31 protein-coding genes are annotated in these 24771 nt (G+C 64.3%); 17 read left to right on the top strand and 14 right to left on the bottom strand.

Going from position 1 to position 24771, the window contains the following annotated elements:
- Nucleotides 1-43: 43 nt before the first annotated feature.
- On the bottom strand, nucleotides 44-442 hold the full coding sequence (locus JRN21_03935; GenBank protein MDG6988457.1) for a hypothetical protein: 399 nt from the start codon (nucleotides 440-442) through the stop codon (nucleotides 44-46).
- A gap of 58 nt (nucleotides 443-500) precedes the next feature.
- Between JRN21_03935 and JRN21_03930 the strand changes: the two genes are divergently transcribed.
- Entirely contained in the window at nucleotides 501-869 is a 369-nt protein-coding gene (locus JRN21_03930) for a hypothetical protein (GenBank protein ID MDG6988456.1), read from the top strand.
- 7 nt (nucleotides 870-876) lie between these two features.
- Here JRN21_03930 and JRN21_03925 read toward each other — a convergent pair whose 3' ends face one another.
- The 3 genes from JRN21_03925 to JRN21_03915 are packed head-to-tail and all read right to left on the bottom strand — an operon-like array spanning nucleotide 877 to nucleotide 3384.
- Complete coding sequence (locus JRN21_03925; GenBank protein MDG6988455.1) at nucleotides 877-2469, bottom strand: ABC transporter permease subunit; 1593 nt, start codon at nucleotides 2467-2469, stop codon at nucleotides 877-879.
- Nucleotides 2470-2518: 49 nt separating this feature from the next.
- Nucleotides 2519-3010 carry a hypothetical protein gene (locus tag JRN21_03920; GenBank protein MDG6988454.1) on the bottom strand — a complete coding sequence of 164 codons (492 nt, stop codon included), beginning with the start codon at nucleotides 3008-3010 and terminating at the stop codon, nucleotides 2519-2521.
- Between the two features lie 41 nt (nucleotides 3011-3051).
- Complete coding sequence (locus JRN21_03915) at nucleotides 3052-3384, bottom strand: Hsp20/alpha crystallin family protein (protein ID MDG6988453.1); 333 nt, start codon at nucleotides 3382-3384, stop codon at nucleotides 3052-3054.
- 203 nt (nucleotides 3385-3587) lie between these two features.
- Here JRN21_03915 and JRN21_03910 point away from each other — a divergent pair, with 203 nt between their 5' ends.
- The 7 genes from JRN21_03910 to JRN21_03880 all read left to right on the top strand — a co-directional run bounded on the left by JRN21_03910 (nucleotide 3588) and on the right by JRN21_03880 (nucleotide 9116).
- On the top strand, nucleotides 3588-3791 hold the full coding sequence (locus JRN21_03910) for an AbrB/MazE/SpoVT family DNA-binding domain-containing protein (protein MDG6988452.1): 204 nt from the start codon (nucleotides 3588-3590) through the stop codon (nucleotides 3789-3791).
- Between the two features lie 141 nt (nucleotides 3792-3932).
- Nucleotides 3933-4799 (top strand): heme o synthase, encoded by an 867-nt coding sequence (locus tag JRN21_03905; protein ID MDG6988451.1) that lies wholly within the window; start codon nucleotides 3933-3935, stop codon nucleotides 4797-4799.
- Nucleotides 4800-4886: 87 nt separating this feature from the next.
- Nucleotides 4887-5105, top strand: a complete 219-nt coding sequence (locus JRN21_03900) for a hypothetical protein (protein ID MDG6988450.1) — start codon at nucleotides 4887-4889, stop codon at nucleotides 5103-5105.
- A 269-nt stretch (nucleotides 5106-5374) separates the two neighbouring features.
- On the top strand, nucleotides 5375-6094 hold the full coding sequence (locus JRN21_03895) for a hypothetical protein (GenBank protein MDG6988449.1): 720 nt from the start codon (nucleotides 5375-5377) through the stop codon (nucleotides 6092-6094).
- Nucleotides 6095-6104: 10 nt separating this feature from the next.
- Entirely contained in the window at nucleotides 6105-6815 is a 711-nt protein-coding gene (locus JRN21_03890; protein ID MDG6988448.1) for a nucleotidyltransferase family protein, read from the top strand.
- Nucleotides 6816-6835: 20 nt separating this feature from the next.
- A complete protein-coding gene (locus tag JRN21_03885; protein MDG6988447.1) occupies nucleotides 6836-8068 on the top strand; it encodes a hypothetical protein in 1233 nt (410 codons plus the stop codon).
- Between the two features lie 19 nt (nucleotides 8069-8087).
- Entirely contained in the window at nucleotides 8088-9116 is a 1029-nt protein-coding gene (locus JRN21_03880; protein MDG6988446.1) for a hypothetical protein, read from the top strand.
- A 9-nt stretch (nucleotides 9117-9125) separates the two neighbouring features.
- On the opposite strand, the gene JRN21_03875 is transcribed toward JRN21_03880, so the two are convergent.
- A complete protein-coding gene (locus JRN21_03875; GenBank protein ID MDG6988445.1) occupies nucleotides 9126-10160 on the bottom strand; it encodes a galactose-1-phosphate uridylyltransferase in 1035 nt (344 codons plus the stop codon).
- Between the two features lie 154 nt (nucleotides 10161-10314).
- Here JRN21_03875 and apgM point away from each other — a divergent pair, with 154 nt between their 5' ends.
- Nucleotides 10315-11535: a 2,3-bisphosphoglycerate-independent phosphoglycerate mutase gene (gene apgM, locus JRN21_03870; GenBank protein MDG6988444.1), complete on the top strand. Its 1221-nt coding sequence runs from the start codon at nucleotides 10315-10317 to the stop codon at nucleotides 11533-11535.
- Here the strand turns inward: apgM and JRN21_03865 are convergent.
- The 3 genes from JRN21_03865 to JRN21_03855 all read right to left on the bottom strand — a co-directional run bounded on the left by JRN21_03865 (nucleotide 11532) and on the right by JRN21_03855 (nucleotide 14335).
- Nucleotides 11532-12302 carry a nucleoside phosphorylase gene (locus tag JRN21_03865; GenBank protein ID MDG6988443.1) on the bottom strand — a complete coding sequence of 257 codons (771 nt, stop codon included), beginning with the start codon at nucleotides 12300-12302 and terminating at the stop codon, nucleotides 11532-11534. The genes apgM and JRN21_03865 overlap by 4 nt on opposite strands.
- A gap of 54 nt (nucleotides 12303-12356) precedes the next feature.
- Nucleotides 12357-12896 carry a thymidine kinase gene (locus tag JRN21_03860; GenBank protein MDG6988442.1) on the bottom strand — a complete coding sequence of 180 codons (540 nt, stop codon included), beginning with the start codon at nucleotides 12894-12896 and terminating at the stop codon, nucleotides 12357-12359.
- Between the two features lie 119 nt (nucleotides 12897-13015).
- Nucleotides 13016-14335: a hypothetical protein gene (locus JRN21_03855; GenBank protein ID MDG6988441.1), complete on the bottom strand. Its 1320-nt coding sequence runs from the start codon at nucleotides 14333-14335 to the stop codon at nucleotides 13016-13018.
- A gap of 160 nt (nucleotides 14336-14495) precedes the next feature.
- Between JRN21_03855 and JRN21_03850 the strand changes: the two genes are divergently transcribed.
- Entirely contained in the window at nucleotides 14496-14768 is a 273-nt protein-coding gene (locus tag JRN21_03850) for a GIY-YIG nuclease family protein (protein MDG6988440.1), read from the top strand.
- 39 nt (nucleotides 14769-14807) lie between these two features.
- On the opposite strand, the gene albA is transcribed toward JRN21_03850, so the two are convergent.
- The 3 genes from albA to JRN21_03835 all read right to left on the bottom strand — a co-directional run bounded on the left by albA (nucleotide 14808) and on the right by JRN21_03835 (nucleotide 16514).
- Nucleotides 14808-15173, bottom strand: coding sequence for a DNA-binding protein Alba (gene albA / locus JRN21_03845; GenBank protein ID MDG6988439.1), 366 nt, complete (start codon nucleotides 15171-15173; stop codon nucleotides 14808-14810).
- Nucleotides 15174-15297: 124 nt separating this feature from the next.
- Nucleotides 15298-16212 (bottom strand): 3-phosphoglycerate dehydrogenase, encoded by a 915-nt coding sequence (locus JRN21_03840; protein MDG6988438.1) that lies wholly within the window; start codon nucleotides 16210-16212, stop codon nucleotides 15298-15300.
- 14 nt (nucleotides 16213-16226) lie between these two features.
- Nucleotides 16227-16514 (bottom strand): DNA-directed RNA polymerase subunit K, encoded by a 288-nt coding sequence (locus JRN21_03835; GenBank protein MDG6988437.1) that lies wholly within the window; start codon nucleotides 16512-16514, stop codon nucleotides 16227-16229.
- A gap of 130 nt (nucleotides 16515-16644) precedes the next feature.
- Between JRN21_03835 and JRN21_03830 the strand changes: the two genes are divergently transcribed.
- Nucleotides 16645-17064 carry a hypothetical protein gene (locus tag JRN21_03830; protein MDG6988436.1) on the top strand — a complete coding sequence of 140 codons (420 nt, stop codon included), beginning with the start codon at nucleotides 16645-16647 and terminating at the stop codon, nucleotides 17062-17064.
- Here the strand turns inward: JRN21_03830 and JRN21_03825 are convergent.
- Nucleotides 17054-17383 (bottom strand): hypothetical protein, encoded by a 330-nt coding sequence (locus tag JRN21_03825; GenBank protein ID MDG6988435.1) that lies wholly within the window; start codon nucleotides 17381-17383, stop codon nucleotides 17054-17056. The genes JRN21_03830 and JRN21_03825 overlap by 11 nt on opposite strands.
- A 139-nt stretch (nucleotides 17384-17522) precedes the next feature.
- Here JRN21_03825 and JRN21_03820 point away from each other — a divergent pair, with 139 nt between their 5' ends.
- Nucleotides 17523-19280: an ATP-dependent DNA ligase gene (locus JRN21_03820; protein MDG6988434.1), complete on the top strand. Its 1758-nt coding sequence runs from the start codon at nucleotides 17523-17525 to the stop codon at nucleotides 19278-19280.
- A gap of 138 nt (nucleotides 19281-19418) precedes the next feature.
- Nucleotides 19419-20000 (top strand): CBS domain-containing protein, encoded by a 582-nt coding sequence (locus JRN21_03815; GenBank protein ID MDG6988433.1) that lies wholly within the window; start codon nucleotides 19419-19421, stop codon nucleotides 19998-20000.
- Here the strand turns inward: JRN21_03815 and JRN21_03810 are convergent.
- Together JRN21_03810 and upp are read right to left on the bottom strand one after the other, a co-directional pair.
- Nucleotides 19997-20347 carry a hypothetical protein gene (locus tag JRN21_03810; protein MDG6988432.1) on the bottom strand — a complete coding sequence of 117 codons (351 nt, stop codon included), beginning with the start codon at nucleotides 20345-20347 and terminating at the stop codon, nucleotides 19997-19999. The genes JRN21_03815 and JRN21_03810 overlap by 4 nt on opposite strands.
- Before the next feature lies 1 nt (nucleotide 20348).
- A complete protein-coding gene (gene upp / locus JRN21_03805) occupies nucleotides 20349-20960 on the bottom strand; it encodes a uracil phosphoribosyltransferase (protein MDG6988431.1) in 612 nt (203 codons plus the stop codon).
- A gap of 181 nt (nucleotides 20961-21141) precedes the next feature.
- Here upp and JRN21_03800 point away from each other — a divergent pair, with 181 nt between their 5' ends.
- From JRN21_03800 to endA, 4 genes are all read left to right on the top strand, one after another.
- A complete protein-coding gene (locus tag JRN21_03800; protein ID MDG6988430.1) occupies nucleotides 21142-22482 on the top strand; it encodes a nodulation protein NfeD in 1341 nt (446 codons plus the stop codon).
- Between the two features lie 26 nt (nucleotides 22483-22508).
- The gene (locus JRN21_03795) at nucleotides 22509-23387 is read left to right on the top strand and encodes an SPFH domain-containing protein (protein MDG6988429.1); all 879 of its coding nucleotides are present in this window, start codon (nucleotides 22509-22511) and stop codon (nucleotides 23385-23387) included.
- Nucleotides 23388-23552: 165 nt separating this feature from the next.
- Complete coding sequence (locus JRN21_03790; GenBank protein ID MDG6988428.1) at nucleotides 23553-24206, top strand: DUF47 family protein; 654 nt, start codon at nucleotides 23553-23555, stop codon at nucleotides 24204-24206.
- 3 nt (nucleotides 24207-24209) lie between these two features.
- A complete protein-coding gene (gene endA, locus JRN21_03785; GenBank protein MDG6988427.1) occupies nucleotides 24210-24767 on the top strand; it encodes a tRNA-intron lyase in 558 nt (185 codons plus the stop codon).
- Nucleotides 24768-24771: the final 4 nt, after the last annotated feature.

Genomic DNA, 24771 nt, shown 5'->3' with positions numbered 1-24771 from the left:
TCCCCTACGCCGGGTCTGCCGCGAGCGGCTTCACCCAGGGCCCCTACGCCCACGCGCCAGCGGTCTCGACGACTTCGACTATCGCTTCGACCGTTTCCACGTCTTCGACGTCGAGCTCTACTGCGGCGGCTCTTACCACGCGGTCAAGTACGACCTCCACCCGTTCGGAGGGAGGAGGGACCTCGCCCCCCACGACGACAACGACGACGACCACAACCTCCACCACTGAAACGAGCTCCACCTCGAACACCACCTCCACCACCTCGACGACGTCGACCACCGCTGTCAAGAGCACCACCAGTTCTGTCGCCGTCTCCACCACCTCCTCGACGACCACCACAACTACCTCGACGACGTCGACCACGGCGTCCACCTCCACCACCTCGAGCGCTTCCTCGACCACCAGCACGACCACTTCGGTACAGACCTCGACCACGTCCACCGGGTGCGATGTCACCCTCTCGCTTCCGACCGGGACCTATCTGACCGGCGCGTCGATCTTGGCCACGGCCGAGGCCGCCTGCCAGCAGGAAGTGCAGTGGTCTTACAGCGGCGCAAACTCTGGCTCAGGGACCGCCCACGTCGCGCCGAACGCGACCACTACGCTCTTCAAAGGCGTCGCAGGCTCGTCCGCCTTCCCCCTTGGGAGCTACACCGTCTCCGCCTCCTATGACAAGGGGCACAACGTCATCGTGTCCCAGTCATCGACGTTCACCGTCTCGGCCCCGTCGCAGTCTGCATCTAGCCCGGCCTACTTCCCGACGTGGTCGCTCTTCCTGGGGGCTGCGGTCGTAGCCTTCGACGCGGTCGCCTTGGCCGAGTCGGCGAGGGAGAGGCGGGGCCGACGGCAGCGCGGGACCGAAAAGTAGCGGGCCTCTACCTGTTGTAAGTGTAGCGCCTCGTGGCGCGGTTGTACAGCCTCCGCCAGACCGTGAGGTTGAAACCCACTATCAGCACGGTCATGGTTGACACCGCTAGGAAGAGGGTGAGGTTGTCCCCCTTGTTGGTAGCTATCGTGATGACCTTCCCGATCCCCGACTGGACCTGGGAGAGCGGAGGGCTGGACGGGTCCAGCTGGAAGTACTCGGCCACGATCAGCGCGTTCCAGGCTCCGCCCACAGCGGTAATCGCCCCGGTGACCAGGGCGGTTATCGCGCTCGGGATGTAGACGTTCCTCCAGGCCGACGTCCTCCCGACCCTGTAAACCCGGGGGAGCTCCTTCATGTCGGCGGGGAGGGTCCTGACCCCCGCCATCACGTTGAAGACTATGTACCAGAACACCGAGAGGAGTATCACGAGATCCGCCACGGCCTCCGGGTTCCTCCCGATCAGGGGGATGAGGAGGATGGCCGGGAGGAGGATCGGGGCCGGGATCGAGGAGATGACCTCCAGCAGCGGCGACACCGTGTCGTAGAGCTTGAAGTTCAGCGACACCACTATGCCGAGGGGGAGCCCGATGGCGACGCAGATGGCCACCACGAACCAGACGCGGACGAAGGACACGGCCAGGTTGTAGATCACGAACAGCTCTCGCGAGACGAGGTACGAAGGCGAGGGGATGGAGATGGCTCCGAGGCCCCCGGAAGACCCTATGGCCGCCGCCACGACCAGGAAGAACAGCCCCAGAAATATCAGGACCGCGTACCTCAGTCCCTTCCTGAACCTGGCGATGGATGAGGTGAACCGCGTCACCCCCCTCCCCTGGCCTATCAGGAAGAGCTTCGACACGCTTCGGTGGCTGACCCACGAGTAGAACCTCAGGACAGGGTCCCGCCTGACCTCCCTCGGCTCCTCCATCATCTTGTACTTCTCCGACCAGAGGGCGAACTCCCTGAGGAAGAGGAACCTCCAGATGACGACGGCCACCACGATGCCTGCCACGAGAAGGACGTAGTTGGCGTAGTCGAAGGTGGGAAAGACGAACTCAGACACCGCGACCCCTATGCCGTACCCCACCGGGATGCTGGTCGAGCCCGAGCTGATGATCTCGCTGGCCACCAGGAAGAAGAGCCCCACCGCCCACGAGATCTGGGTGTTGTAGGCGATCCTGCTCATGGAGGCCGGGATGTAGAGGCTCCTGATCCTCTGCCAGGAGCTGGCTTGGGACACGTTGAGGAGGTCAGCGTAGTCTTGGGGGATCGCCTTCACCGACTCGTACACACCGAAGGCTATGTTCCAGGACATGCTCGTGAATATGAGGACGATGACGGCGACGTTCGCCCCGATGAAGTTGTGCAGCGCGAACCCCGGAGGGCCGTAGATGGCAACTATGACGAAGGGGAAGAACCCCAGGATGGGGATGGACTGGAATATGTCCAGGAGCGGGAGTATCACCCCTTCCGCCCTCTTGTTCCTCGCCGCCAGGATGCCTACTGTGAGGGCGAAGACGATGCTCAGCCCGAGGGCGAGTATCATCCTGATCCAAGATACTATGATATCAAGGGCAACCAGGCCGAATTGAAGAGGCACCAGGCGTCCGAGGGGCGGCCTGTCGCAGCGTATTTACACGTTGCACGGGTCAGCCGATGTACGGGGTGCTGGAAGAGTCGAACCTGCTCACCGTCTGGTACTCCCCCTGGTCCCTGAATCCCGCGAACTTCCCGAGGTCGGGGAAGAACTGGTCCAAGGGTCTCACGGCCATCTCTCCGGCCATGTGCTTCCCCAGGAACCCGTCTGTTATCTGCTTCCCGAGGTCCCTCACCTGCCTGTCGCTGGAGTACCCCAGGCTGTGCAGGTACTCGTGCAGGAGTATCATGAACACGTACGCGTTCCTCTTCTTTCTCGACCTCGAGAGCTTCTCCACGATCCGGAGCAGATTCCTGTTCATCACAATGGCGTTGGATCCCATCTCGTGATACGCCCCCACTGAGTTGGGGATGTCCCCGAGCACGAGAGTCAGCCCCGCCCGGTGCATCCTGAGGGACCGCTCAGTGGCCGCCTTCACCATCTCGAAGATCTCGTCGAACCCTTCAGCCGACGAGAGCTCGCGGCGGTTATCGTACACCGTCATGGAGCAGAACAGTTCGCGGCGGTAATTAAACCGCGCTCTCGTCAGATCCTCTTGTCGACCCGGACGGAGAGGACCCCGTTGACGTAGGTCGAGCGGGCCGTTGTCGGGTCTATGGGGCTCCCCATGCACTTGACTATCTTGAAGTCGTATGACTCCACCTTCAGGCGCTCCTGCTCGGCGTACACTGCGATGTCTCCCCTCCTGTATCCGGGGACTACCAGGACGAACGTCACGTCCAGAGGGCTCTCGATAAGCTCCCCCTCGTCCGGGGCTCTCGCTTCGCGTTCCCGCAACAGGTCTTCTTCCGCCGCCCTCGCGAGCTCCGCGAGCGCGTCCCCCGTCCCGTCCTGGTCCTTAGGTTCCGTCGGGGGCACCTTCCATGTCGAAAAGGTCTATGCCGACATCCTCCCAGCGGAAAGGCCTGCTCAGGACCTGACTTATCCGTGTTGTGGAAGACACGTTAGCACCTGTGTATTAACCGAAGTGATTTATCGACTACGAGGAAGCAGAGTTGACCTCCGGTGTGTTGAAAATTGACAAACTCACGTTTTTATTTACGTAATTACTGGCGGCCCCGTTGCCGCTCATCTTCCGGGTGATCCTGGGCAAGACAGGGAACAGCTTGAGGGTGACCCTTCCGAGGCCGATAGTCGAAGGGTTCGACTGGAAGGAAGGGGACGAGATAGTCCTCTACGTCTCGGAAGGGGAGATCACCCTGAAGAAAGGGAAGGGGGCGGAGGAGGTCTCCAGGGAGAAGGCGGCAAAGGGGAGGACCGGGTAGCCGCTGGCTACGCGATCGGCCTGATCTAGTCTTCGCAGAACAGCGTGAGCAGCGGGAGTGCCAGCCGGCGCAGCAGCGCCCGAGCGAACGTTTTTCTGACGGCGTCGTCCGGGGCCACTTGTGCCCGTCAAGGACCACCTGATGGACTACTGGCGGCTGACGAAGCCCCGCATCTGGGGGCTCCTCGTGTTCACCGGGGCCATAGCCATGCTCGTAGCTTTCAAGGTCACGCCCGGGGCCACACTCTCGCCCGGGCTGCTCGCCTCCGGTATAGGCGCCTTGGTCCTGGGGAGCGCGTCGGCTGAGGTCCTGACCAACTATCACGACAGAGACATAGACGGGATGATGAAGCGGACGATGAAGCGCGCCATCCCATCCGGGAGGATCAGGCCCCGGAGCGCCCTGATCTTCGGCCTTGTCATGGCCGTCCCCTCCGTCCTCGTCCCCCTCTTCCTCATCAACGCGGTCTCCGCGGGGTTCATGCTGTTCGGGCTGATCGACAACATAGTCGTCTATTCGCTCCTGCTGAAGCGCAGAAGCTGGCTGAACATAATCCTTGGCGGGATATCCGGCGGGATGCCGGTGCTCGTAGGGTATACGGCTGTGGCGGGCGCGGTCACGCCCCTGGCCCTCTACATGTCTGCCCTGGTCATAGTCTGGATACCCACGCACATCTGGAGCCTCGCCATCTTCAACAGGGACGACTATGAAGCTGCCAAGGTCCCGATGCTCCCAGTGGTCTTCGGGGACCGGGTCGCGTCCGTCTGCGTCGCCGGGACGAGCGCGCTCCTCACCGTCTTCTCGGTCGCCATCTTCCTCTTCACCCCGGGGGTCAGCATCTTCTACACGCTCACAGCCCTCGTCCTCGGGGGGATGGTCCTCGTCTACAGCGCCAGGCTCGCCATGACCCAGAGCAGCAAGACCGCCTGGACCCTGTTCAAGCTGACTAGCCCGTACCTGACCGTGATCTTCCTGGTCCTGGGCCTGACGGTCTGGGTCACGGCCTGACGCGCGCCCCTCGAGGGCCATCGGGCCAGCCTGCAATGCACTCCTTAGGGGAGGGACTTTTTAGCTGACCTGGGATAGAGAGGAACGATGCCAAGGGTGGTCCAGACCTCGCACCTCAAGTGCAAGAAGTGCGGGGTCGAGTTCGACTACAGGTGGGTCCTTGGCGGCTCATTCTCAGCGGTCCGGCTGGGCAAGTCCAGGTACTTTCGATGCCCCAGTTGCAAGAGGTCGTCAGTGTTCAACATCTACGATACGAAGGTGGACCCAGCGACGCATCACTGCGAACTGACGGTCGGACCTAGCTAGCGCGGCGCCCATCTGAACTACAAGAAGAGGACGGGGGGCAAAAGACCCGGCTGCGGGACGACTGTCGCGCCAGGTTCGGGAGTGACGGTGACTGGCTCCTCCCCGAGGCGCTGCGCGAGCTGCGGCGCCCCGCTGTCCCGGTGAGCCCGGGCGCTCACCGATAGGAAGGATCCTGTGCTCGAGCCGGCTGGTTAAAACGGACATATCAAAGGGTTGCACACATTTGAGCAGTTCTCTTCTAAGGCCCCGAAGGCGTCGGACCGTGGCAGATGGAGTCGGTAGGCCAGCTGCGAAGGCCGCTGGAGGTCGTGTCTCAGGGGAGGGACTACTCCGTCATCGCCAGCCTTCCGAAGAACAGCACCTCCTTGGCGGTCCAGGCGGTCGAGGGGGGCGCCGACGCCGTCATGCTCAACGTCGAGGGGGACGAAAACTCGTCGCCGAACCACTTCGGCAGCTATGACCTGCACGACGTCTACATCAACGACGTGATCTCGACGGTCTCAGTCCCCTGCGGCATCTTCGTCGGGGGGGCGCGGCTCCTCACGGAGGAGTACTGGGAGAGGATAATGTCGAGCTCGTTCAGCTTCGTGGAGATGTACGCCCATCAGATGCCCACCTTCGTCCTCTCCGACACTCGGGTGAAGAAGATCACCGCCATAGCCACAGGGTACATACTGGAGCAGGTCAGGCAGCTCTCCGAGATCGAAGGGGTGGAGGCATTGGACGTGGCGACCGTCCCCCACCAGCTGCGCGGCGCCCCTTTCAGCGCCCTCGACTACGCGACCCTGGGGGTGATAGCCCGGCTCTCGGCCAGGCCGGTCCTCCTCCGGACCCAGAAGAAGCTCGCCCGCTCGGACATCGCCGGGGCCGTCGCCCTGGGGGTGAGGGGGCTCGTCGTGGACCCGTGCATCCTATCAGGGACTGATGAAGCGTATAAGGACGAAGTCGCGAGCCTCGCCCCAAGAGGAGGGCCCGCTGAAGGACAATAAACTGCAGGCAGTGATTCTCGCCGGCGGCCTCGGGACGAGGCTCCGGCCGTACACCTTCCTCCTCCCCAAGCCGATGCTCCCGGTGGGCCCGAAGCCCATAATGGAGCACATCCTCGAGTGGCTGAAGAAGGGGGGGATCACCGACGTAGTGGTGTCCACAGGGTATCTCGGTAAGATGCTGCAGGATTATTTCGGTTCCGGCAAAGAGTGGGGGATGCGGATCACTTACGCGACCTCGCCGCGTCCCCTCGGGACGGCGGGACAGCTGAAGGCGGCCGAGCCGAAGGTCAGGGGGAGGTTCGTCTGCATCTATGGTGACCAGCTCCTGGACTTCGACCTCGGGAAGGCGGTCGACTTCCATGCGAAGAAGAAGGCGGCCGCCACTATGGTCCTGATGAAGTACAGCACCGAGCTGAAGTACGGCTTCATGGAGACCGACAAGGACGGCAGGCTGGTGGAGTGGAAGGAGAAGCCTACCATATCCGGGTACATCAACGTCGGGTGTTACATCATGGAGAAGGAGTTCCTGAAGTTCATCACCCCGGGGAAGATCTATGAAATGAACGACGCGTTCAAGGAGGCGGGGTCGAAGGGGGCACGCATCTACGCGGTCAAGGTCGAGGGCTCCTTCATGGACATAGGCGACAGGAAGTCCTTCAAGGAAGCCAACGACGTGTACACCAAGGACCTCCAGGGCGGGGGTACCCAGCCACGAAGGTAGTCGTCTTCGAAGACGAGGGCATCGCAGGCTTCGGGCCCCTCGTCCGGCTGAGGCACACCAGCCTCCTCCGCTGGGGGACGAAGACCCTCCTCGCCGCCCTCCTGGAGCGGATACCCGACGCCAGGGAGCCAATCCTCTGGGGGAGGCCGGAGCTCGCCGCCCTGTCCAGGGAGGTCACCGGGAGGCAGTACAACGAGAAGGTCCGCGGGCCCGCCTTCTTCGTGAACGCCCGGGCCAGGCCCACGCCGGAACTCGTCTCTCCCGCTTCCTCCTCGGAGCCGTTCGCTGCGGTCGCGGGGGGGACGCTGGTCGCCGCGCGGCTCGACACCGTCCCTTTCAGACCCGGGGTGCTGACGAAAGGCGCGGTCGCGGGCGTCGTCAGGAAGGCGAAGAAGGTCGCCCCTCCGCAGGACCCGCTCTTCGGCGGTTACTGGGACCTGGTCGAGAGCAACGGGCTCGCGATCGCGGAGCAGTCGAAGAGGTTCGAAGACCCGCTGACGCTGCCGAGGGAGGCGGAGGTGAGGGGGCCCGCGACGAACCTGATGGTGGAAGGCACCGCGGAGGTGGAGGGGAAGACGACGTTCGATGCGAGGCTGGGGCCCATCGTCATCGACAGGGGGGCGTCCGTGGAGAGCTTCAGCAGGATAATGGGGCCGTGCTACATCGGCCCCAGGACGAAGGTGTACTCGGCCCTCATCGGGGGCGGGACCTCCGTCTTCGAAGGGTGCAAGATCGGCGGGCAGGTCGAGAACTCGATAATCATGCCGTACACCAACAAGGCGCACCACGGATACGTAGGCGACTCCTACGTCGGGTCCTGGGTCAACCTCGGGGCCGGGTGCACGTTCAGCAACCTGAAGAACACCTACGGTACCGTCAGGCCGACCGTGGCCGCGGAGAGGGTGGACAGCGGGATGGTCAAGCTCGGCCCAGTGGTGGGAGACATGGCCAAGCTCTCCATCGGCTCCCTCGTCCACGCCGGGAGGTCCGTGGGGACCGGGTCGCACGTCTCGGGACTGGCCGCCTCGGATGTCCCGAGCTTCACCTACTTCGACGGAGCGGCAGAAAAGAAGGTCGAACTAGTCCTCGAATCGGTCCTCGAAACGCAGAGGAGGATGATGGAGAGGCGGGGGCTCGTCCTCTCCAGGGAAGAGGAGGCGGCGATAAGGAGGGCCTTCGCGGACACGTCTCAGGAACGGAAGAGCGCCGGCGCAAAGAAAGGGAAGATAGGCTGGACGGCAGCGTCTTCTTGACCGGGGAGGTAGCCGTGCCTTGAAAGACCAGTTCGGGGGTCAGCCGCGGGTGGACAGGTCAGACGTCTACTCCATCTATCGCGAGTGGCCCGCGCTGGCGCGGCAAGGGCTCTCCGCGGCGGGCCCTTTCTCCGGGGGAGGCTACTCCCGCGTCGTCTTCCTCGGGATGGGAGGGTCAGCGTCAGCCGGCGACATAATCTCCGGGTGGCTCTTCGCGAGGGACGCGAGGGAGGTCTCGGTGTACAAAGGGGCCATCCCCGGCGGCGACATGAAGGGGACCCTCGCCCTCGCCTGCAGCGCCTCCGGGGGGACTCTGGAGACGATAGGGATGACGAAGTCGGCGATTACGAAGGGGGCGGACGTGGTCGTGGTGTCCGGGGGAGGAGAGATGAAGGAGCTGGCCGAGGCGTCCGGGGTCCCGTTCGTCGGGCTGCCGACCGTGAAGGCCCCCAGATACGGCACTCCGGCGATGCTGTTCGCTTGCGTCAGGATCATCGACGCGGCCCTGGGGCTCTCCGCCGGGGCCGAAGCCGAACAGGCCGCAGAGGCGCTCGGGTCGGCGTGGAGGGGGCTGTCCGCCGACGTACCGGCGCCGAGAAACGCCGCGAAGTCGCTCGCCCTCGCCGTCCGCAGGTCCACGCCCAAGGTCTACGGGACGCGGGTGACGAGAGGGGTCGGGGTCAGGTTCTGCAACTCCGTCAACGAGAACGCGAAGACCCACGCCTTCTTCGAGGAGGTCCCGGAGGCCATGCACAACGACGTCGAGACCTGGGAGAGCCCTGACCGGCGTTTCGTCCCGATTCTGCTGCGCTGTTCCGCCGACGACCCGAAGATGTCGACGAGGATGGGGTGGTTCGGCTCCGCGATAAGGCTAAGGGGCGCCGTCCCAATCTCCGTGGAAGGCTCGGGCCCTTCGGCCCTGGCGGAGCTCGCCACCATGGCCTACAAGCTGGACATGGCGTCTTACTATCTGGCCGTGCTGAGGGGGGTCGACCCACTCCCTACCGGGCTCCTGACGAAGCTCAGGCAGAGGCTGGGCTCCAAGTAAGGGGGCGTCCTACTTTATCCCGACGAGCTGGGCCAGCTCCTTCCTGGAGCTCGCTCCCAGGACCTGGGCGGCCCCCTCAGGGGACACTTCGTTCGCGTATATCCCGCCTCCCAGCTCGAGCCCTGTCCATCTCTCCCTCTTGGGGTAGATCTCGACGTGCCAGTGTATCTGTTTCGTGGTCTTCTTCTCCGACGAGCTGTGGAAGACCATCGTGAAGTTCGGGGAGTCGAGGGCCTTGGCCAGACCTCCGAGGGTCGACCTGAGCATCAGCGCCAGGTCCATCATCTCCTTCTGGGACAGCTTCAGCAGGCTCGTCATATGCCTCTTCGGGTAGACCCAGAACTCGAAGGGGTGCGTCGACACCCAGGGGGCGAACGCCAGGAAGAAGTCGGTGGCCAGGATCTGCCTCGGCCCTCCCGTCTCCGCAGTCACAACCTGGCACATCGGGCAGACCCCCAGGTCGTTCAGGGACGTCTGGACGGTGTCCGCTTCCTCCTCCACGGCGGGAGGGACCCGCGGGGTGGTCACCATCTGGATGCTGGGGTGGACCGCCGTGGGGGGCCCGTCCTTCTCGCTGTTCACGTAGACCAGGGCGTAGCTCACCCCCTTCTGCGAGTAGAGCCACCTGACCTTGTCCTGCAGCGACGCGAGTATGTTCGTCCACTGCTCGGTGTCTATCTTCGAGAACGGCTGGTCGTGCCTCGGGGTCGCCACCAGCACGTAGTGGTACCCCACCGCCGGCTCGCTGTAGTGGGGGGGCTCCCCGTATGAAGGAGGCGCGGCCGGGACCACTAGAGGGTTCTTCGCCGGGAAGATCCTCACCGACCAGTTCTTCACGACGTCCCCTTCCGAGTCGGTCTGCTTCAGCAGGGTGTCGCCCCGCTTGACAAGGACGAGGTCCGCCGGGGGGGTCATCTCCTCGTTCCCCGCGCAGTAGTTGCACTTCTCTGCCCGCTGCGGGATGACCTGGCCCGGCTTCAGCCCCCTGTCGGGGAGGATTATCGAGAGCTTTTCCGTGAAGTAGTCCTTCCTGATCTCTACCATAGGCGCGCCTGCGGCGCCCCTGACACGATATTAGCCTTTGGAGGCGGACGGGCCGGAAACCGGATCTCTCCGCGCCGCGGCCAGGCGCCGAGACGCTCTGCCGGGATCTGGGAAAGGGACAAATGGGGACCCGCGGCGCCCCTGTCCCGGGAGCTTGAAGGCCGGATATGTCCTCCTCGACGGGTGCGGCGACAGGCCCGTCCCGGGGCTCAACTTCGTCACCCCGCTGCAGGGTGCGTACACCCCAAACCTCGACAGGATAGCCTCGAGGTCTAGGCTGGGGACGGTCACTTCGGTCGGGAAGGGGATAGCCCCGGAGTCTGACATAGCGGTCTTCAGCATGCTCGGATACTCCTTCGGCGCGGGTTACCCCGGGAGGGGAGTGGTGGAGGCGGTGGGCTCGGGGATGGAGATGAAGGACGGGTACCTGGCTCTGCGGGCGAACCTGGCGTCCGCGAGGGGGGACGTGATAGTCGACAGGAGGGCGGGGCGGGACCTGACCCAGGACGAAGCGGAGCGCCTCGCCAAGGACATCAGCCGGGTGTCGCTCGCCGGCGCCGAGTTCGATTTCAGGGCGACCGTGTCCTACCGCGGCGTGCTCGTGATCAGGGCCGGCCGCCCTCTCTCGGCAATGATCTCGAACACGGACCCGGCGTACTCGAGGGTCGGCGGGTTCGGGGCGGCCAAGGAGACCAAGGGGACGGACCGGGTGGCGAAGAGCGTCCCTGAGACCAGGGACGCGGGCGCGGCGAGGGCCGCCGAGTTGGTCAACGAGTTCGCTGCCAAGGCTGCCAGGGCGCTTCAGAAGAGCGAGGTCAACGCCGAGAGGGCGGAGGCTGGCAAGCTCCCGGCCAACTGCGTCCTCCTCCGCGACGCAGGCGACCACATCCCCGTGCTCCAGTCCTTCGAGGAGAAGTACGGGCGCAAGGGGACCGCGCTGGTGGAGATGCCGGCAGAGGTCGGGATCGCGAAGCTCCTCGGGATGACCATGGTCCCGATAAAGGACAGGCGCGACCTGCGGGAGAAAGCGTCGCTGTTCGCGTCGGCTGCGCGCGAGGGGGGGCTGGTCTACGTTCACATCAAGGGGCCCGATGAGTTCGGGCACGACGGCGACGCCCGGGGGAAGAAGAGGAGCATCGAGGAGATCGACAGGGACTTCTTCTCCGTGGCCGGGAAGCTGGAGGGCCTTCGCCTGGGGGTCTCCTGCGACCACAGCACTCCCTGCACGATCAAGATGCACTCCGACGACCCCTTCCCGCTGCTCGTGACCTCCGAGAAGGGGGACGGGAGGAGGTTCACGGAGGCCGACGCCAAGCGCGGCTCCCTCGGACACATGATGGGCCGGGACGTGCTCGGGGTTGTCCTGGCCCCTTAGACGGAGTGTTTCTTCAGGCCCCTTACCCCGGCGAGCGCCACTTCTATCGCGTCGTCCACCCCGACGTCGTGGCCGAGCTCGTCCGTCGCGCGGTTGGCTATCACCGCGAAGACGGCCCCTGTCTTGAGTCCGAACAGCCTCCCCAGGGTGAACAGCGTGGCCGCTTCCATCTCGAAGCAGAGGACCTTCGCCGCCCGGAGGTCTTCCACTACGCGCGCTTTGTCGGAGGGGAGGTATCCGCCGAACCCCTCTCTCCCCTGGCCCACGTAGAACGAGTCGGTCGAGGCCGAGACCCCCACTGCCGCCTTCTTGTGAAGGGACGCGGCAGCTTCCGCCAGCGCCATGACCACCCCCGGAGTTGCCGCCGCAGGGTACCCGTCCATGATGTACTGGCGGCTGGTGCCGTCCATCCTGACGGCCGAATCCGCGACGACCAGCGACCCCAGCTTCAGGGCAGGCTGGATGGCACCGCAGGTGCCGACCCGTATCATCACCTCGACCCCCAGTCGCGCCAGCTCTTCGACGGCGATGGCGGTCGAAGGCCCGCCGATGCCTGTGCTCATGACCACCACCTTCTCCCCTCCCGTCGCCCCGCCGTAGGCGACGTACTCCCTGTTGGAGTTAAGCTCCCTGGCGCCGTCGAGGCGCTCTGCGATGAGCGGGACCCGCCCCGGGTCCCCCGGGAGGAGGGCCACCCTTCCGACATCTGCCTTCGACAACCTGACGTGATACGGCCTCCCCTCTTCGTCCTTGGGCTGGTGCGCCAAAAGCTACGCCCTCATGGACCCGCCTGCGGGTGTTATCAAGAGTTCTAACGGCGGTCACGTCGGGGGGGCGTAGCACTTCCTGCATCTGGGCTCGTACATCTCCTTCCCGCCGACGGCGATCACCGGGGAGCCCTTGGGGGCAGGCTTGCCGCCCACGAGCCTCTGCGTCCTGGTGGCCTCCTGCCCGCAGACCACGCAGACTGCGCTGAGGTACCTCACCCGGTCGGCCCTGGCTGCCAGCTCCATCGTGGTCCGGAACGGCTCGGCCCGGAAATCCAGGTTCAGTCCGCACGCGATCACCCTCCTCCGGTCGGCGAGGCCGTCGAGGACCTTCACGATCGCTTCCGGGAAGAAGTTCACTTCGTCGACCCCTATGGCGTCGAGGCCGTTGGACTCTGCTGCCTCTTCGATCTTCTTCACCCCTTCGTCCGAAGAAGATATCGAATAGGCGTCGTACCTGAGCCCGTTGTGGGTGACGACCTCCTTCTCGCTGTACCGCCTGTCGAAGTCGACCTTGAATATCGCCCCCTTCTTCTTGGCGTAGACCTCGCGCTCTACCAGCCTGATCAACTCGGACGTCTTGCCTGAAAACATCGGCCCGACTATGACTTCCAGTGTCACTTCTACCGCAGCCCCCGGGCGGCGGATATTTCAGTTCGCCCAAGGCCGAAAGAGAGCCTCTCCCGGGCCGCCCCGGTCCGGTGGCTGAAGACTCAGTTCGGGAGGCAGTCTCCGCCTTCGTCGGCGAAGAGCCGCTCTACGTCCTGCCCCTTCCGGGCCACCGAGTAGCTCCCCTGGCTCCCTCGCATCAGGACCGGGGGCCTCGGCTGGCTGTGGAACGGCATGTTCATGACCAGAGAGTACGCTCCGACTTCGCGGAAGACGACCAGCTTCCCGAGCTCCGCCCCTCCGAGCTTCGACCGGCTGGAGATCGGGAAGACGTCGAGCGGGTCGCAGAGCCTCCCGACCAGGGCGACCTTCTGCGGGGACGGCTTCCCTCCGGGGACGACGTCCACCGGGTACTCGTGCCTGAGCAGCGCAGAGTCGAGGAGGACGTTGTAACCTGCGTCGACATAGATGTACTTCGTCTCTCCGAAGCTCTTCATGTTGACCACCCGCGTCACAAGCACCGTCGACTCTGCCGTGAGGAACCTCCCGCTCTCCGCGACAAGCGTGAACCTGTCCCCGATGCTTTCCACAAGGCTGTTGAGCTGTCCGGTTATCTTGCCTCCGAGGTCCTTGGGGGACGGCACCTTCTTCCCGTAGGGGACCGGGAGACCCCCTCCGATGTCGAGGGTGTTGACCCTGAACTCTCCGAGCTGCCTCCTGGCGCCCAGTATGAACGCCTCGAGCTTCTCTATCGCCTCCGCGTAGCAGGACGGGTCCTCGATCTGGCTCCCTAGGTGGAAGTGGAACCCTTCGAAGTTCAGCAGTGGCGTCGCGAGGATCTTCTTCAGGACGACCAGGGCGCTGTCCTGGCTCCCTCCGTTGAACTGGAGCCCGAACTTCCCGTGGCCCATGGACCCGCGGAGCTCGGCGTGCACGTGGACCTCGGGGTTCACTCTGATCATCGCGCTGACCGTCACGTTCAGCTTGGCGGCCGCCTCCGCCAGGTTGAGGTACCCGGTGTGGCTCGCCACCACGATCTTCCGCACCCCCATCTTCAGCACCTGCTCGTACTCCTCCTCTGTCTCGGTGATGCTGGTGTACATCACGTTCTCGGCCGAGCCTCCTGCCTTCTGCACGAAGACGACTTCGCTGGGGGCGGTGAGGTCGAAGAGTATCCCCTCGCTCGCGAACGTCCTTATCACCGAGGGGTTGAAGTTCGCCTTCACCGAGTACGCGACCCTGAACACCCCCTTGTATTCGCTGAAGCCTTGTTCCATCTCGGAGACCTTCCTCCTCAGGGTCGCCTCGTCTATCAGGAAGTACGGGGTGCCGTGCTTCTCTGCTAGGCTGTAGAGATCCCCGTCAGCAAACCTCGGCGCCGCAACGCCCGACCGCGAGACGGGCTGCGTGCGAGTGTCGACCAACTTTTTGTTGCTCGACCGCCGAGAATTTTCTCTTATAACTTTATCCCCGGCGCTCGGAAAATATTGCGACCCGTGCGCAAAAAATAATCGGCTAGCGCACCGGCGCGACCGGGAGCCGGCGTCGAGACTGTCCTTTAGTCGGAGTCTTCGCAGGGGGTGCGTGGCTCCATACTACGTGTACATCGTCAGGTGCGCCGACGGGACTCTGTACACTGGGGTCACCACCGACCTGGCGAGGAGGGTCGAAGAGCACAATTCGGGGCGAGGGGCGAAGTACACCCGCGGTCGGAGACCGGTCAGGCTCGCCTTTTCCGAGCCCGCAGAGAGCCGGGGAAGGGCGCTGGAGCGGGAGGCGGAGATAAAGAAACTGGGGAGGTCAGACAAGCTCGCCCTGCTTGCGAGCGCTCCAGCAGCCGGCCAGAGCTTCCGCTGACCTCTCCTTACCAAACCAGGATTGGATGGGTTGCTCTTGTTACTTGCCGACGACTATCTCGATCGAGGAGATGTTCCGTGTTTCGGCGCCTTCGCCAACGACCTCGGTGCTTATGCCGATGTCCTTGACTTTGAACTGGCCGTTCCCCAGCCTCTTGGTGACGATTTCTGCCACATCGACTGCTCTGCTGATCGCCATCCCTCTGGCCTTCACCGTCACCTCTCCTGCCTGGGCGAGCTGGATGAGTGCGCTCATGGCGTAGTTCATCACAGGCTTCTGACCCACGAAGATGTGGTTCAACGGTGCGGTCCTCTGGGTTGGCGTGCTCTGATGTGCTGGTGTTGCGGCCTGTTCAGTGGCCTTGTGTCCCTCTGACGCGTTCGTGTCGGATTTCTTTTTTGGCATATGGCTGACCTTGTTCGGCACGGGCCCGGCACCGCGTATTTAACCACTGCCTAGGCGTCTCATGGGACCCGCCCCGAACGGCCCAGGGCCCCGTGCGGGCCTTCGGAAGGGGGTGCGGCCGCGGTCAGAGGTATTCCGCCGGGTCTGTCCGGTTGGCTGCGTTTCCTGTCTCGAAGAAGCTCTTCACGTTCTTGGCGGCCGCCACCCTCACCCCCGTCAGGTCGTCTCCGAGGGGGACCCCCGAGACGTGCAGGGTCCCTGCGAAGTTGGGAAGGTCCCAAGCGGGCGTGTCGAACGACTCCCTCCCTTCTCTGTCCCAGAAGACATCGGTCGCGAACCTGCTTTCCGGCCTCTCTTTCAGCCAGCGGAGCGTCCCTTCCTCCTGGATGCTCTCCCCCCGCCCGACGTTGACGAGGATGACGCCGTCCTTCGTCCTCGAAAGGAGGTCGTAGGTCACGAGCCCCCGCGTCTCTCTGGTGAGCGGTAGGGCCATCACCACCGCGTCCGCCTCCCCCAGCTTATCCGCCAGCGAGGAGAGCGGCGCCCTCTCGTCGAAAGCGCCAGGGTCCCGGAAAGACCTGGAGATCCCGACCGTCTTCATCCCCAGGGACTTTGACAGCCTGGCTACCTCGGACCCGATGGCTCCGGCGCCCACCACCAGGAGGGTCTTCCCCCGCAGCTTCCGGGGCGCGGACCTCTGGTTGCGGAGGTGCACCCCCTTCGCGACCCCCAGGAGGACCCCCCAGGCGTGCTCGCCCACAGACTCCGCGAACGCGCCGGCGTTGGAGTAGACGGTCACCCCGGGCGGGAGGGACGCGAAGTCGAAGCTGTCGACCCCTGCCGACATCGCCTGGATCATCTTCAGGGCGGTCATCTTCCTGATGAGCTCCGGCTTCACCCTGTGGGGCCAGCAGATCAGCGCCTCGCACTTCGCGAGCGACGCGCCGTCGGCTTCGACCTCGAAAAGGTCGTATTCCTTGAGAATCTCTCTGGCAACGGGAGGGAGCTGCTCTGTCGCGAAGACGGCTCTGCGGGGCACCACGTCGTCCCCGGCTAGGCGAGCGCCTTGATGGGGATGTCCTGGGTAAGGCCGTTGGGGAGCGACCTTCGGATGGAGATGGGGAGCGCGTCAGCTTCCAGCTCGAGCATCGCGGTCGCTATCGGCCCCTTGTACGCCCCTTCCAGTGGTACGAAAGCCGGGGCGCCCATGGCGAGCTGAAGCGACCTCGCGCCGACTATCCGCGCCCTTTCGAAACGGGTGAGCTTCGGGGGGCCTATCTTGACCTCAAAACCTGTAAGCGACGGCTGTCTCGACTTCCTGACGGTCTTAGTTGGGGACAAGGGGACCAGGAGTTGGTCTCGCCCGACTGGGTCGGAACATAAGTCTTTCCTGTGGCGGTTCTGGGTAGTCTGCGGTCGGTCCTCCGCACCAGCTCAAAGCAGATTAAGACCGCCGGCCGGGGCTCCCCAGATGACTACGGAAACCCCCGCGGCCGCGGGCTCGGTGTCGAAGGTCGAGTGCATCGTCTCCGTCGGAGCGAAGGACGAAGGGACCATGTCCCTCTACCGCCACCTCGCCCCTCTCACCGTGAACGCCTTCCTCCGCACCCTCCCTCTCGCTAGCAGGGCATCCGTCCAGCCGCCGATGGTCTGCCTGTTTTCCCAGATCCAGGTCGGGGTAGAAAAGCCCCGGAGCCAGTTCACCAGGGGGGACGTCGCCTTCCTCCCGTCCGGAGGGCTCGTCTGCGTCTTCCTAGGGGACGCCAGGAGCGACCGGCCCCTGAACCCGCTTGGGAAGATGGAATCAGGGCTGGAAAGGCTCGACGCGGTCAGGTCGGGAGACGTGGTGAAAGTGTCCCTCGCCGCAAATAAAGAAGAAACTACTTCGTAGACCAGACGCCGTGTCCGCTGAAACCGCCTCTCCGCTTCAGGGAACCCTTGGCCTCGAGCCCCTTTATCACCCCGGAAGCCACGGAGGCGTTCACTCCCAGGGCCCTCGACGCGGAGTATATCGTGATCGCTTTCAGAGGGGTCAACGTCTTCAGGAGGTCCGCGTCGCTCAGCTTCGCGGGGAGGAACGAAAGCTGCTTCCTCTGCTGGGGCCCCGACTTCTCCTTCGTCTTCTTCCCCTTCGTCTGAGTGGCGTCTCCCTGCGCCGTCTCGCTGGAGTCCTGCGACTTCTCCATCGATGCCAGGGACTTATTCTTCACTCCGCCCATGTTTATCTGAGGAAGACCCCTTTCAATCGCAATTAAGGCTTTCCGGGCGGCGGGGAAATGCAGGACCCTCCGTGCGTCCGCCGGGGCCGCACCGATAGGGAGATAGGCACGGGGGGCGCATCCAGCGCGATTGGACTACTCCGAGGTCGCCTCGAAGTACGACGAGCTGGAGGCCATATCCGGGAGGAACGAGATCACGAGGGTCCTCGCCGACCTGCTGAAGTCTACACCGAAAGACGAGCTCGCCTCCCTGGCTTACATGACACAAGGGAAGCTCCGCCCTGACTACGAGGGGGTCGAGCTAGGGGTGGCCGAGAAGCTCGCTCTCCGGGCGCTCGCCAACGCCGCCGGCCTCTCCCAGGACAGGGTCTATGCCGTCTACGTCAAGCACGGCGACATCGGGACCGCGGCCGAGGAGCTCCTGACGAGCAAGAACCAGGGGACGCTGTTCAGCGAGGGGCTGACCCTGCGGAGGGTCTACGACACGCTCCTGCGGATAGCCCGCCAGAGCGGCTCCGGGTCTATGGACGCGAAGCTGAGGGAGCTGGCCTCCCTGCTCAACGACGCTTCGCCCCTCGAGGCGAAGTTCATCATGCGGACGGTCACGGGGGAGCTCAGGCTCGGCGTCGCCGACTACACGGTCCTCGACGCGTCCGCACTGGCGTTCCTGGGAGGGAAGGAGGCACGGGGCCCCATCGAGCACGCGTACAACGTCCACCCTGACCTGGGTTTCATCGTGGCCAGCGCCGCAGCGAAGGGGCTCAAGGGGCTCGAGGGGGTGTCAGCGGAGGTCGGCGTCCCCATAAGGCCGATGCTGGCCGAGAGGCTCTCGTCAGCCGAGGCCATAGTCGAGAAGATGGGGGGGAAGACCGTGGCAGCGGAGTACAAGCTCGACGGGGAGCGGCTCCAGATCCACCGGGATGGGAACAAGGTCGCGCTCTTTTCCAGGCGGCTCGAGGTCGTCACATCCCACTATCCTGACGCGGCCGACCTCGTCAGGGAGCACGTGAAAGCACGGAGGGCCATCCTCGAAGCCGAGGTGGTCGCCATAAACCAGGACACCGGCGAGTACCTCCCCTTCCAGGAGCTGATGCACAGGAGGAGGAAGTACGGCGTAGAGCAGGCGATTTCCGACTACCCTGTGGCGCTGAACTTCTTCGACATCCTCCTGGCCGGGGCGTCAGACCTGACAGGGAAGCCCTACGCAGCCAGGAGGAAGAAGCTCGAGCAGGTGGTGGAGCAGACCGCGCGGACCCGGCCCGTCCCGCGGATATCCACCTCCAGCCCAAGGGAGATGGAGAAGTTCATGGAGGACGCGATAACTGACGGGTGCGAAGGCCTGGTGGTGAAGGACCCGGACTCCCCCTATAGGGCCGGCGCCAGGGAGTTCGCCTGGATCAAGCTCAAGCGCGAATACAGGAGCGAGCTCACTGACACCATAGACCTGGTGGTGATAGGCGGGTTCCACGGGAGGGGGAGGAGGGCCGGGACCTTCGGCACGTATCTGCTCGGCGCCTACGACTCGAAGCGGGGGGTCTTCACGAGCGTCGCCAAGGTGGGGACCGGGTTCTCCGACCAGGACCTGGAGAAGCTCCCTCGGCTCCTGGAACCTTACGAAAGCCGCGTCAAGCCCCCCGGGGTGGAGTCGAACATGGTCCCGGACGTCTGGTTCAGGCCCCACCTTGTGATCGAAGTGATCGCGGCGGAGCTCACGCTCTCTCCAGTCCACACCGCGGCCATGGGAAGGGTCAGGCAGGGGGCCGGGATCTCGCTCAGGTTCCCCAAGTACACAGGGAAGAACAGGGACGACAAGGCCCCCGAGGACGCGACCACCGTAGAAGAGATAGTGGAGATGTATCAGGGGCAGGTCAAGCGGGTCAGCGGGTGACCGCCGGCCCCTCCGCCGAGACGGCCGCGACTCTCGCTTGGTCGCCTCAGCCCAGCCCCACGGGGGGCGGTCTGGCTTATATCATCGGCGCATCTGGCAGCCCCGGGCTGAGCAGCAACGCTCCCAAGCGTCGAGACAGTGGCCCCTGACGAGCCGATGGAGGCCGCGGTCCGTGTGATAGCCGAGCATGGGACTGACGCCCTCGTGTGGGACAGAGGGAGTCCGATAGGGGTGGTGCGGATGATAGACCTCGCGAGAGCCCTGGCGGCCGGAAAGCAGCCAGGCGTCGCCAAGATCTCGGAAGTGATGTCCAGTCCTGCCCCGGTCGTCATGGAGGGCGCATCACTCAAGGAGGTCGCAGACGTGGCCCGGACTTCCAAGGTCAGGACGGTCTACGTCAGCGACGGCAGAAACATAGTGGGGACGGTCGAGTTGGACGAGCTCTTCGACCTGATGTCCTCCTCCTGGGGGAACGTCGACGCCCACAAGGCCCTCTCCGCCATCGCCAGGGTCAGGATAGCAGAGCTTGTCTCTACGAAGTCGATGAGCGTCGACCAGATAGCCAAGGAGATCGGGATGAAGCCCATCACGGTAAGGCACCACCTGACCGTCTTGAAGGCCGGAGGGATGGTCGACACCGAGCAGCTGCGAGGGAAGATCGGGAGGCCGACCACCCTGTTCCGGGGGGTCGGGTACTTCCGGAGGAAGCAGCTTCCTTAGCTGCCAGGGGTAGGGGGCGCCGCCATGAGCCTGTGGTACTGGTAGAGGCTCAAGGTCACCGCGACGACTATGACCAGGGAGAGCGCGTGGAACCCCATCCTGGCCACCCCTTGGTAGTAGTCCAGCCCCAACCACTCCGCCGCGTCCTCCGCGAGGAAGAAGAACCCGGCGGCAAGGAACAGGTATCCCACCACCATCAGGTTCCTGAATATCGCCATCTGGATGTTGTACCGCTTCTGCAGCTCCCTGATCTGGCGGGTCTTCAGCACGAGGAGGACGGAGACGGCGACCATCGGGAGCGCCAGAAGCAGGACGTCCGCAAGCCTCAGGACGTCGAGGGGGGTCATCTCAGCGGGGGGGACCGAACGCCCTGTCCCCGGCGTCCCCCAGCCCCGGGACGATGTACCCGCGCTCGTCCAGCCCCGGATCTATGGCACAGGTGTAGAACTCGGCCCGGGGGAACCCCTTGGCGACATAGCGGATCCCCTGCATGGTGGAGATGATAGAGAAGAACGCCAGCCTCCTCGGGCTCCCCTGCTTCGCCACCCTCCTCGCCACTTCGAGGAGCGTATGTCCGGTCGCGAGCATCGGGTCCGCGATCACCACCACGTCGTCCTTCCTGATCTGGGGTATCTTGGCGTAGCTCACTTCGATGGGGAAGTCAGGCGGGTCCCCCCTCCAGGCGCTTATCACCCCGGTCCTGGCCATGGGGAAGTTCTTGTACATCCCTTCTACGAAAGGGATCGCCGCCCTCAGCACAAGTATGATGACTATCTTGTCGTTCCCCTTGACCCTCCCTCCCCTCGACACGCCGAGGGGGGTCTCGACCTCTTCGTCCTGGGTCTCCATCGTCCTGAGGAACTCGTAAGCCATCAGACGCCCGAGCCGGTAGATCGCCTTCCTGAATGCGACCTGGCTGGTGCGCCTGTCTCTCGCGAGCGTGACCTGCTCCTTGATCATCGGGTGGTCCACGACTGTGACCCTTCGCGCCCGAGTCGCACCCACGGACGTGGGCTCTCCAGCGCGGCTTATTATCCGATAATCCTCCCGGCCCCCGTCCCAGGGGGCCACTGTTGCGGTCCGCCACGCCGGAGCCGCGACGGACTACGTTTATGTGAGAGGAGAGGGCCGCGGGGGCGCTTTGAGGCTTCTGACGTTCGCGCTGGCCGCGGCCCTGGTCTTGGCGCTCGCGCTGCAGGCGGTCCCGGCCCACGGCCAGGCCCCCACTGGGACGTGCCAGGCGGGGACCTACTACGTGGCGTCCCTCAACGCCGGGATCGACCCGGGCGCCGCCGACTTCCTCACCTCGAGCATATCCAACGCGGAGTCCGTGGGCGCCTGCAACTTCGTCCTGGTCCTCGTCACAGACGGGGGGGACGGGGCGAGCATGCAGACGATGATCACGGCCATCCAGGGGTACCAGCAGTGGGGCGGGAACTTCACGACGGTGGTCGCCCCGCAGGGGGCCTACGCCTTCTCTGCGGGGTCTTATATCGCCGAGTCGTCCAACCAGATATTCATGGAGCCCGGGACGACGATAGGCTCGGCCACCCCCATAGTCTCGGGGATCCCGACCGGGGAGGAGAACTCCACCATGACCAAGGACATCAATGCCTTCTCCTCCTACATGTCCACCCTCACCGCCGACCACGGGCGGAACCAGACGGCGACCTCTCTGATGGTGACCAAGGGGGTGTCGTACCCTGACCAGCTGGCGCTGAAGGAGCACGTCGTCAACGGAGTGATAGACTCGACGACGGTCCAGGGCGCGCTCGCCTACCTCGGGGTCCCTGCTTCGACCCCGGTCAACACCCCGGGGATCAGGTCCACGCTCATCTCGGTGCTCAGCAACCCGAACGTCTCCAGCCTACTCTTCCTGCTGGGGGTCTTCGCGGTCTTCGCCGACATCTATCACCCCACCGTCATACTCTCCGCGGTGGGGGTCGTGATGGTCGCGCTCGCCCTCTTCGGGCTGGGGGTCTTCGGCGCGTCCCCTCTGGCGATACTCCTGATGGTGGTGGGGTCCGCGTTCATCTTCCTGGAGGTCAAGACCCAGCACGGGATCAGCGCCCTGATCGGGGTCGTCGTGTTCATCCTCGGGTTCTTCCTGATCTACCAGTTCCCCCCGGCCGCAGCCAGCTCCCCCGCCTCGGGGCCGCTTCCGGCCGCCACCTTCTCGGGGATCCCCGACATCGCCTGGGGGCTGATAGTCGGCCTCAGCGCTGCCGTCGTGGTCGCCGGCCTCTACCTCAGGTCGATAAGGGACGCCCTCCGCCGGAGGCCGAAGGTGAACGACCCCTCCGCCCTGGTGGGGCGCCAGGGGACCATGGAGTCGGACCTCAGGGGAGGCGGGAGAGGGGTCGCCTCCGTCGCGTCCGAGGAGTGGAGCGTCACCTCCTCCCAGGAGCTCAAGAAGGGGGACCTGGTAACGGTTAAAGGGGTCAGCGGGAACACGTTGACCGTAGAGAAGTTGTCAACTTGATTCTAACAGGGGCCGTCCCTCTCGCCATCGCGACCGCTGACATCATCGACTACGTCGTTTACTTGGTCGTGGTCATAGCCGCCATCGCCATCATCGCGTCCACGATCAAGATACTGCGGGAGTACGAGCGGCTTGTGGTGTTCAGACTGGGGAGGCTCGTCGGGGCCAGGGGCCCCGGGGTCGTCTTCGTCCTTCCGTTCATCAACAGGACCAGCAGGGTGGACCTCAGGGAGAGGTTCCTGGAGGTCCCGCACCAGACGTGCATCACGAAGGACAACGCGCCGGTAGACATCGACTTCCTGATCTACAACAAGGTGACCGAAGCCACCCAGAGCATTGTCCAGGTGCAGAACTTCGAGGGCGCCTCGATAGGGATAGCCACCACCACGCTGAGGGCTGTGGTGGGGGACATACCGCTGGACGAGCTGCTCGCGAAGAGGGAAGAGATCAACCAGATCCTCAGGACCAAGCTGGACGAGGTCACGGAGAGGTGGGGGATCAAGGTGACCAACGTCGAGATCAGGGAGATCACACCCCCGGCCGACGTGCAGCAGGCGATGGTCCGCCAGATGTCCGCTGAAAGGACCAGGCGGGCGACCGTCACCGAGGCGGACGGGAAGAGGGAGGCGTCCATCCTTGTGGCCGAAGGGGACAAGAAGTCTAACATCCTCAGGGCGGAAGGGGACAAGCAGGCCCAGGTACTGAGGGCGGAGGGGTACGCAGGCGCTTTGAACCAGATCTTCGGGGCGGCGAAGGGGATAGACTCCAAGACCATGGTCCTCCAGTACCTCGACACGCTGAAGGCCCTCGGCGCCTCGCCGTCGACGAAGTACATCTTCCCCATGGAGTTCACCAACCTGATTGCCCCGCTGAGGGACTACGCCAAGGAAAGCGACAAGAAGTAAGGACCGCACGCCTGCCGGGCAAGGCGGCTTCCACAGGTCCGCCAGTGTCAGGCAAGGAGAGCGGTCGGCGCCAGGGCCCACCGGCACCCTGCCAGGCGAGCCCGCCGACGGCGGCGCTTCAGTCTTAAATTCAATGCTCTTGGAGGGTCGGAGCGAGCGCATCAAGTGTCAGGACAAGAAGGGGAGATCCAGGCAAGGAGGCGCGTCGTCGTAGTCCTCCAGGATGAGATGAGGCGGGTCTTGGACGCTACACGAGTCCTCCTCGAAGAGTTCAACGGCCTGGCGAAGGGGGAGAAGAACGAGGTGTCTGCGGCCCTGGAGAAGGTCAAGAGGGCCGAGGAGGACGTCATGACCCTCAGGACGGCGCTGATCCGGGAGCTCTCCCAGGTCGGGACCCTCCTGGTCAACCGCGAGGACATCATGAGGGGGGCTTTCGCAGTGGAGGACATCTTCGGGCACATAAACGGCGTCGCCTTCAAGATGTCGCAGCTGCAGAAGGGGTCGGCCAAGAACAAGAAGTACAGGGACTCGGTGCTCCAGCTCCTCGGGCTCCTCATCGACGGCATATCGAAGCTGAACGACGGCATCCGGGCGCTGTCGATCAACCCGGACCAGGCGATACAGATGGCGGCCCAGGTCCAGCAGATAGAAAGCTCGATGGACACCGACTATCGTGAAGCGGTCGCCATGGTGATGCGGACCGCCACCAACGTCAAGGAGCTGATAACGGTCAAGGACGTCCTCGAGTCCATAGAGAACTGCGCTGACGTGATGCTGGTCGCGGCCAACGCCAGCACCATACTCGCGATGGGGATGTAGCCGGTGCCCGGGGCGCGGGCCAGGGGCAGGCTCTTCGAGAACAGGATAGTGGTCTGGGACATCGAGGAGTCCCGCAGGCTGTTCAAAGAAGGGTACTACGGCAAGCCCCTTGGCATCCCGAAGCCGAAGGACTTCCTGTTCGACGCCCCCCTCATCCTAGACCTGATGGAAGGGTACTACCTGACCACCAAGAAGGTGATAGGGGTGGAAGACGCCTCGGGGAAGGAGATCGCCCCCAAGAAGCTCCACCAGCTGTGCGAGGCATCCTACAACGACTTCGCCGAGAAGTTCCAGGTCTACAGGAAGCTCAGGGAAGCCGGTTTCGTGGTGACCCCGGGGATAAAGTTCGGGTCGGACTTCGCGGTCTACGAACACGGGCCGGGGATAGACCACGCCCCTTACATCGTCCAGGTGGTCTCCCCCGACTCGAAGATGACTGCGACCTCGATGGTGAGGTCGGGGAGGCTGGCCACCACGGTGAGGAAGCAGTTCATCATCGCCATCTCAGACAAGGACAGGAAGACGATCGACTTCCTGAGGTACGACTGGTGGCGTGCCTAGGTCG

This window comes from Nitrososphaerota archaeon (assembly GCA_029785825.1).
In the GTDB taxonomy this organism is placed as follows: Archaea; Thermoproteota; Nitrososphaeria; order Nitrososphaerales; family Gagatemarchaeaceae; genus UBA183.
Note: the sequence above shows the minus strand (reverse complement) of the source record. Positions and strands in the feature narration are given on the sequence as shown.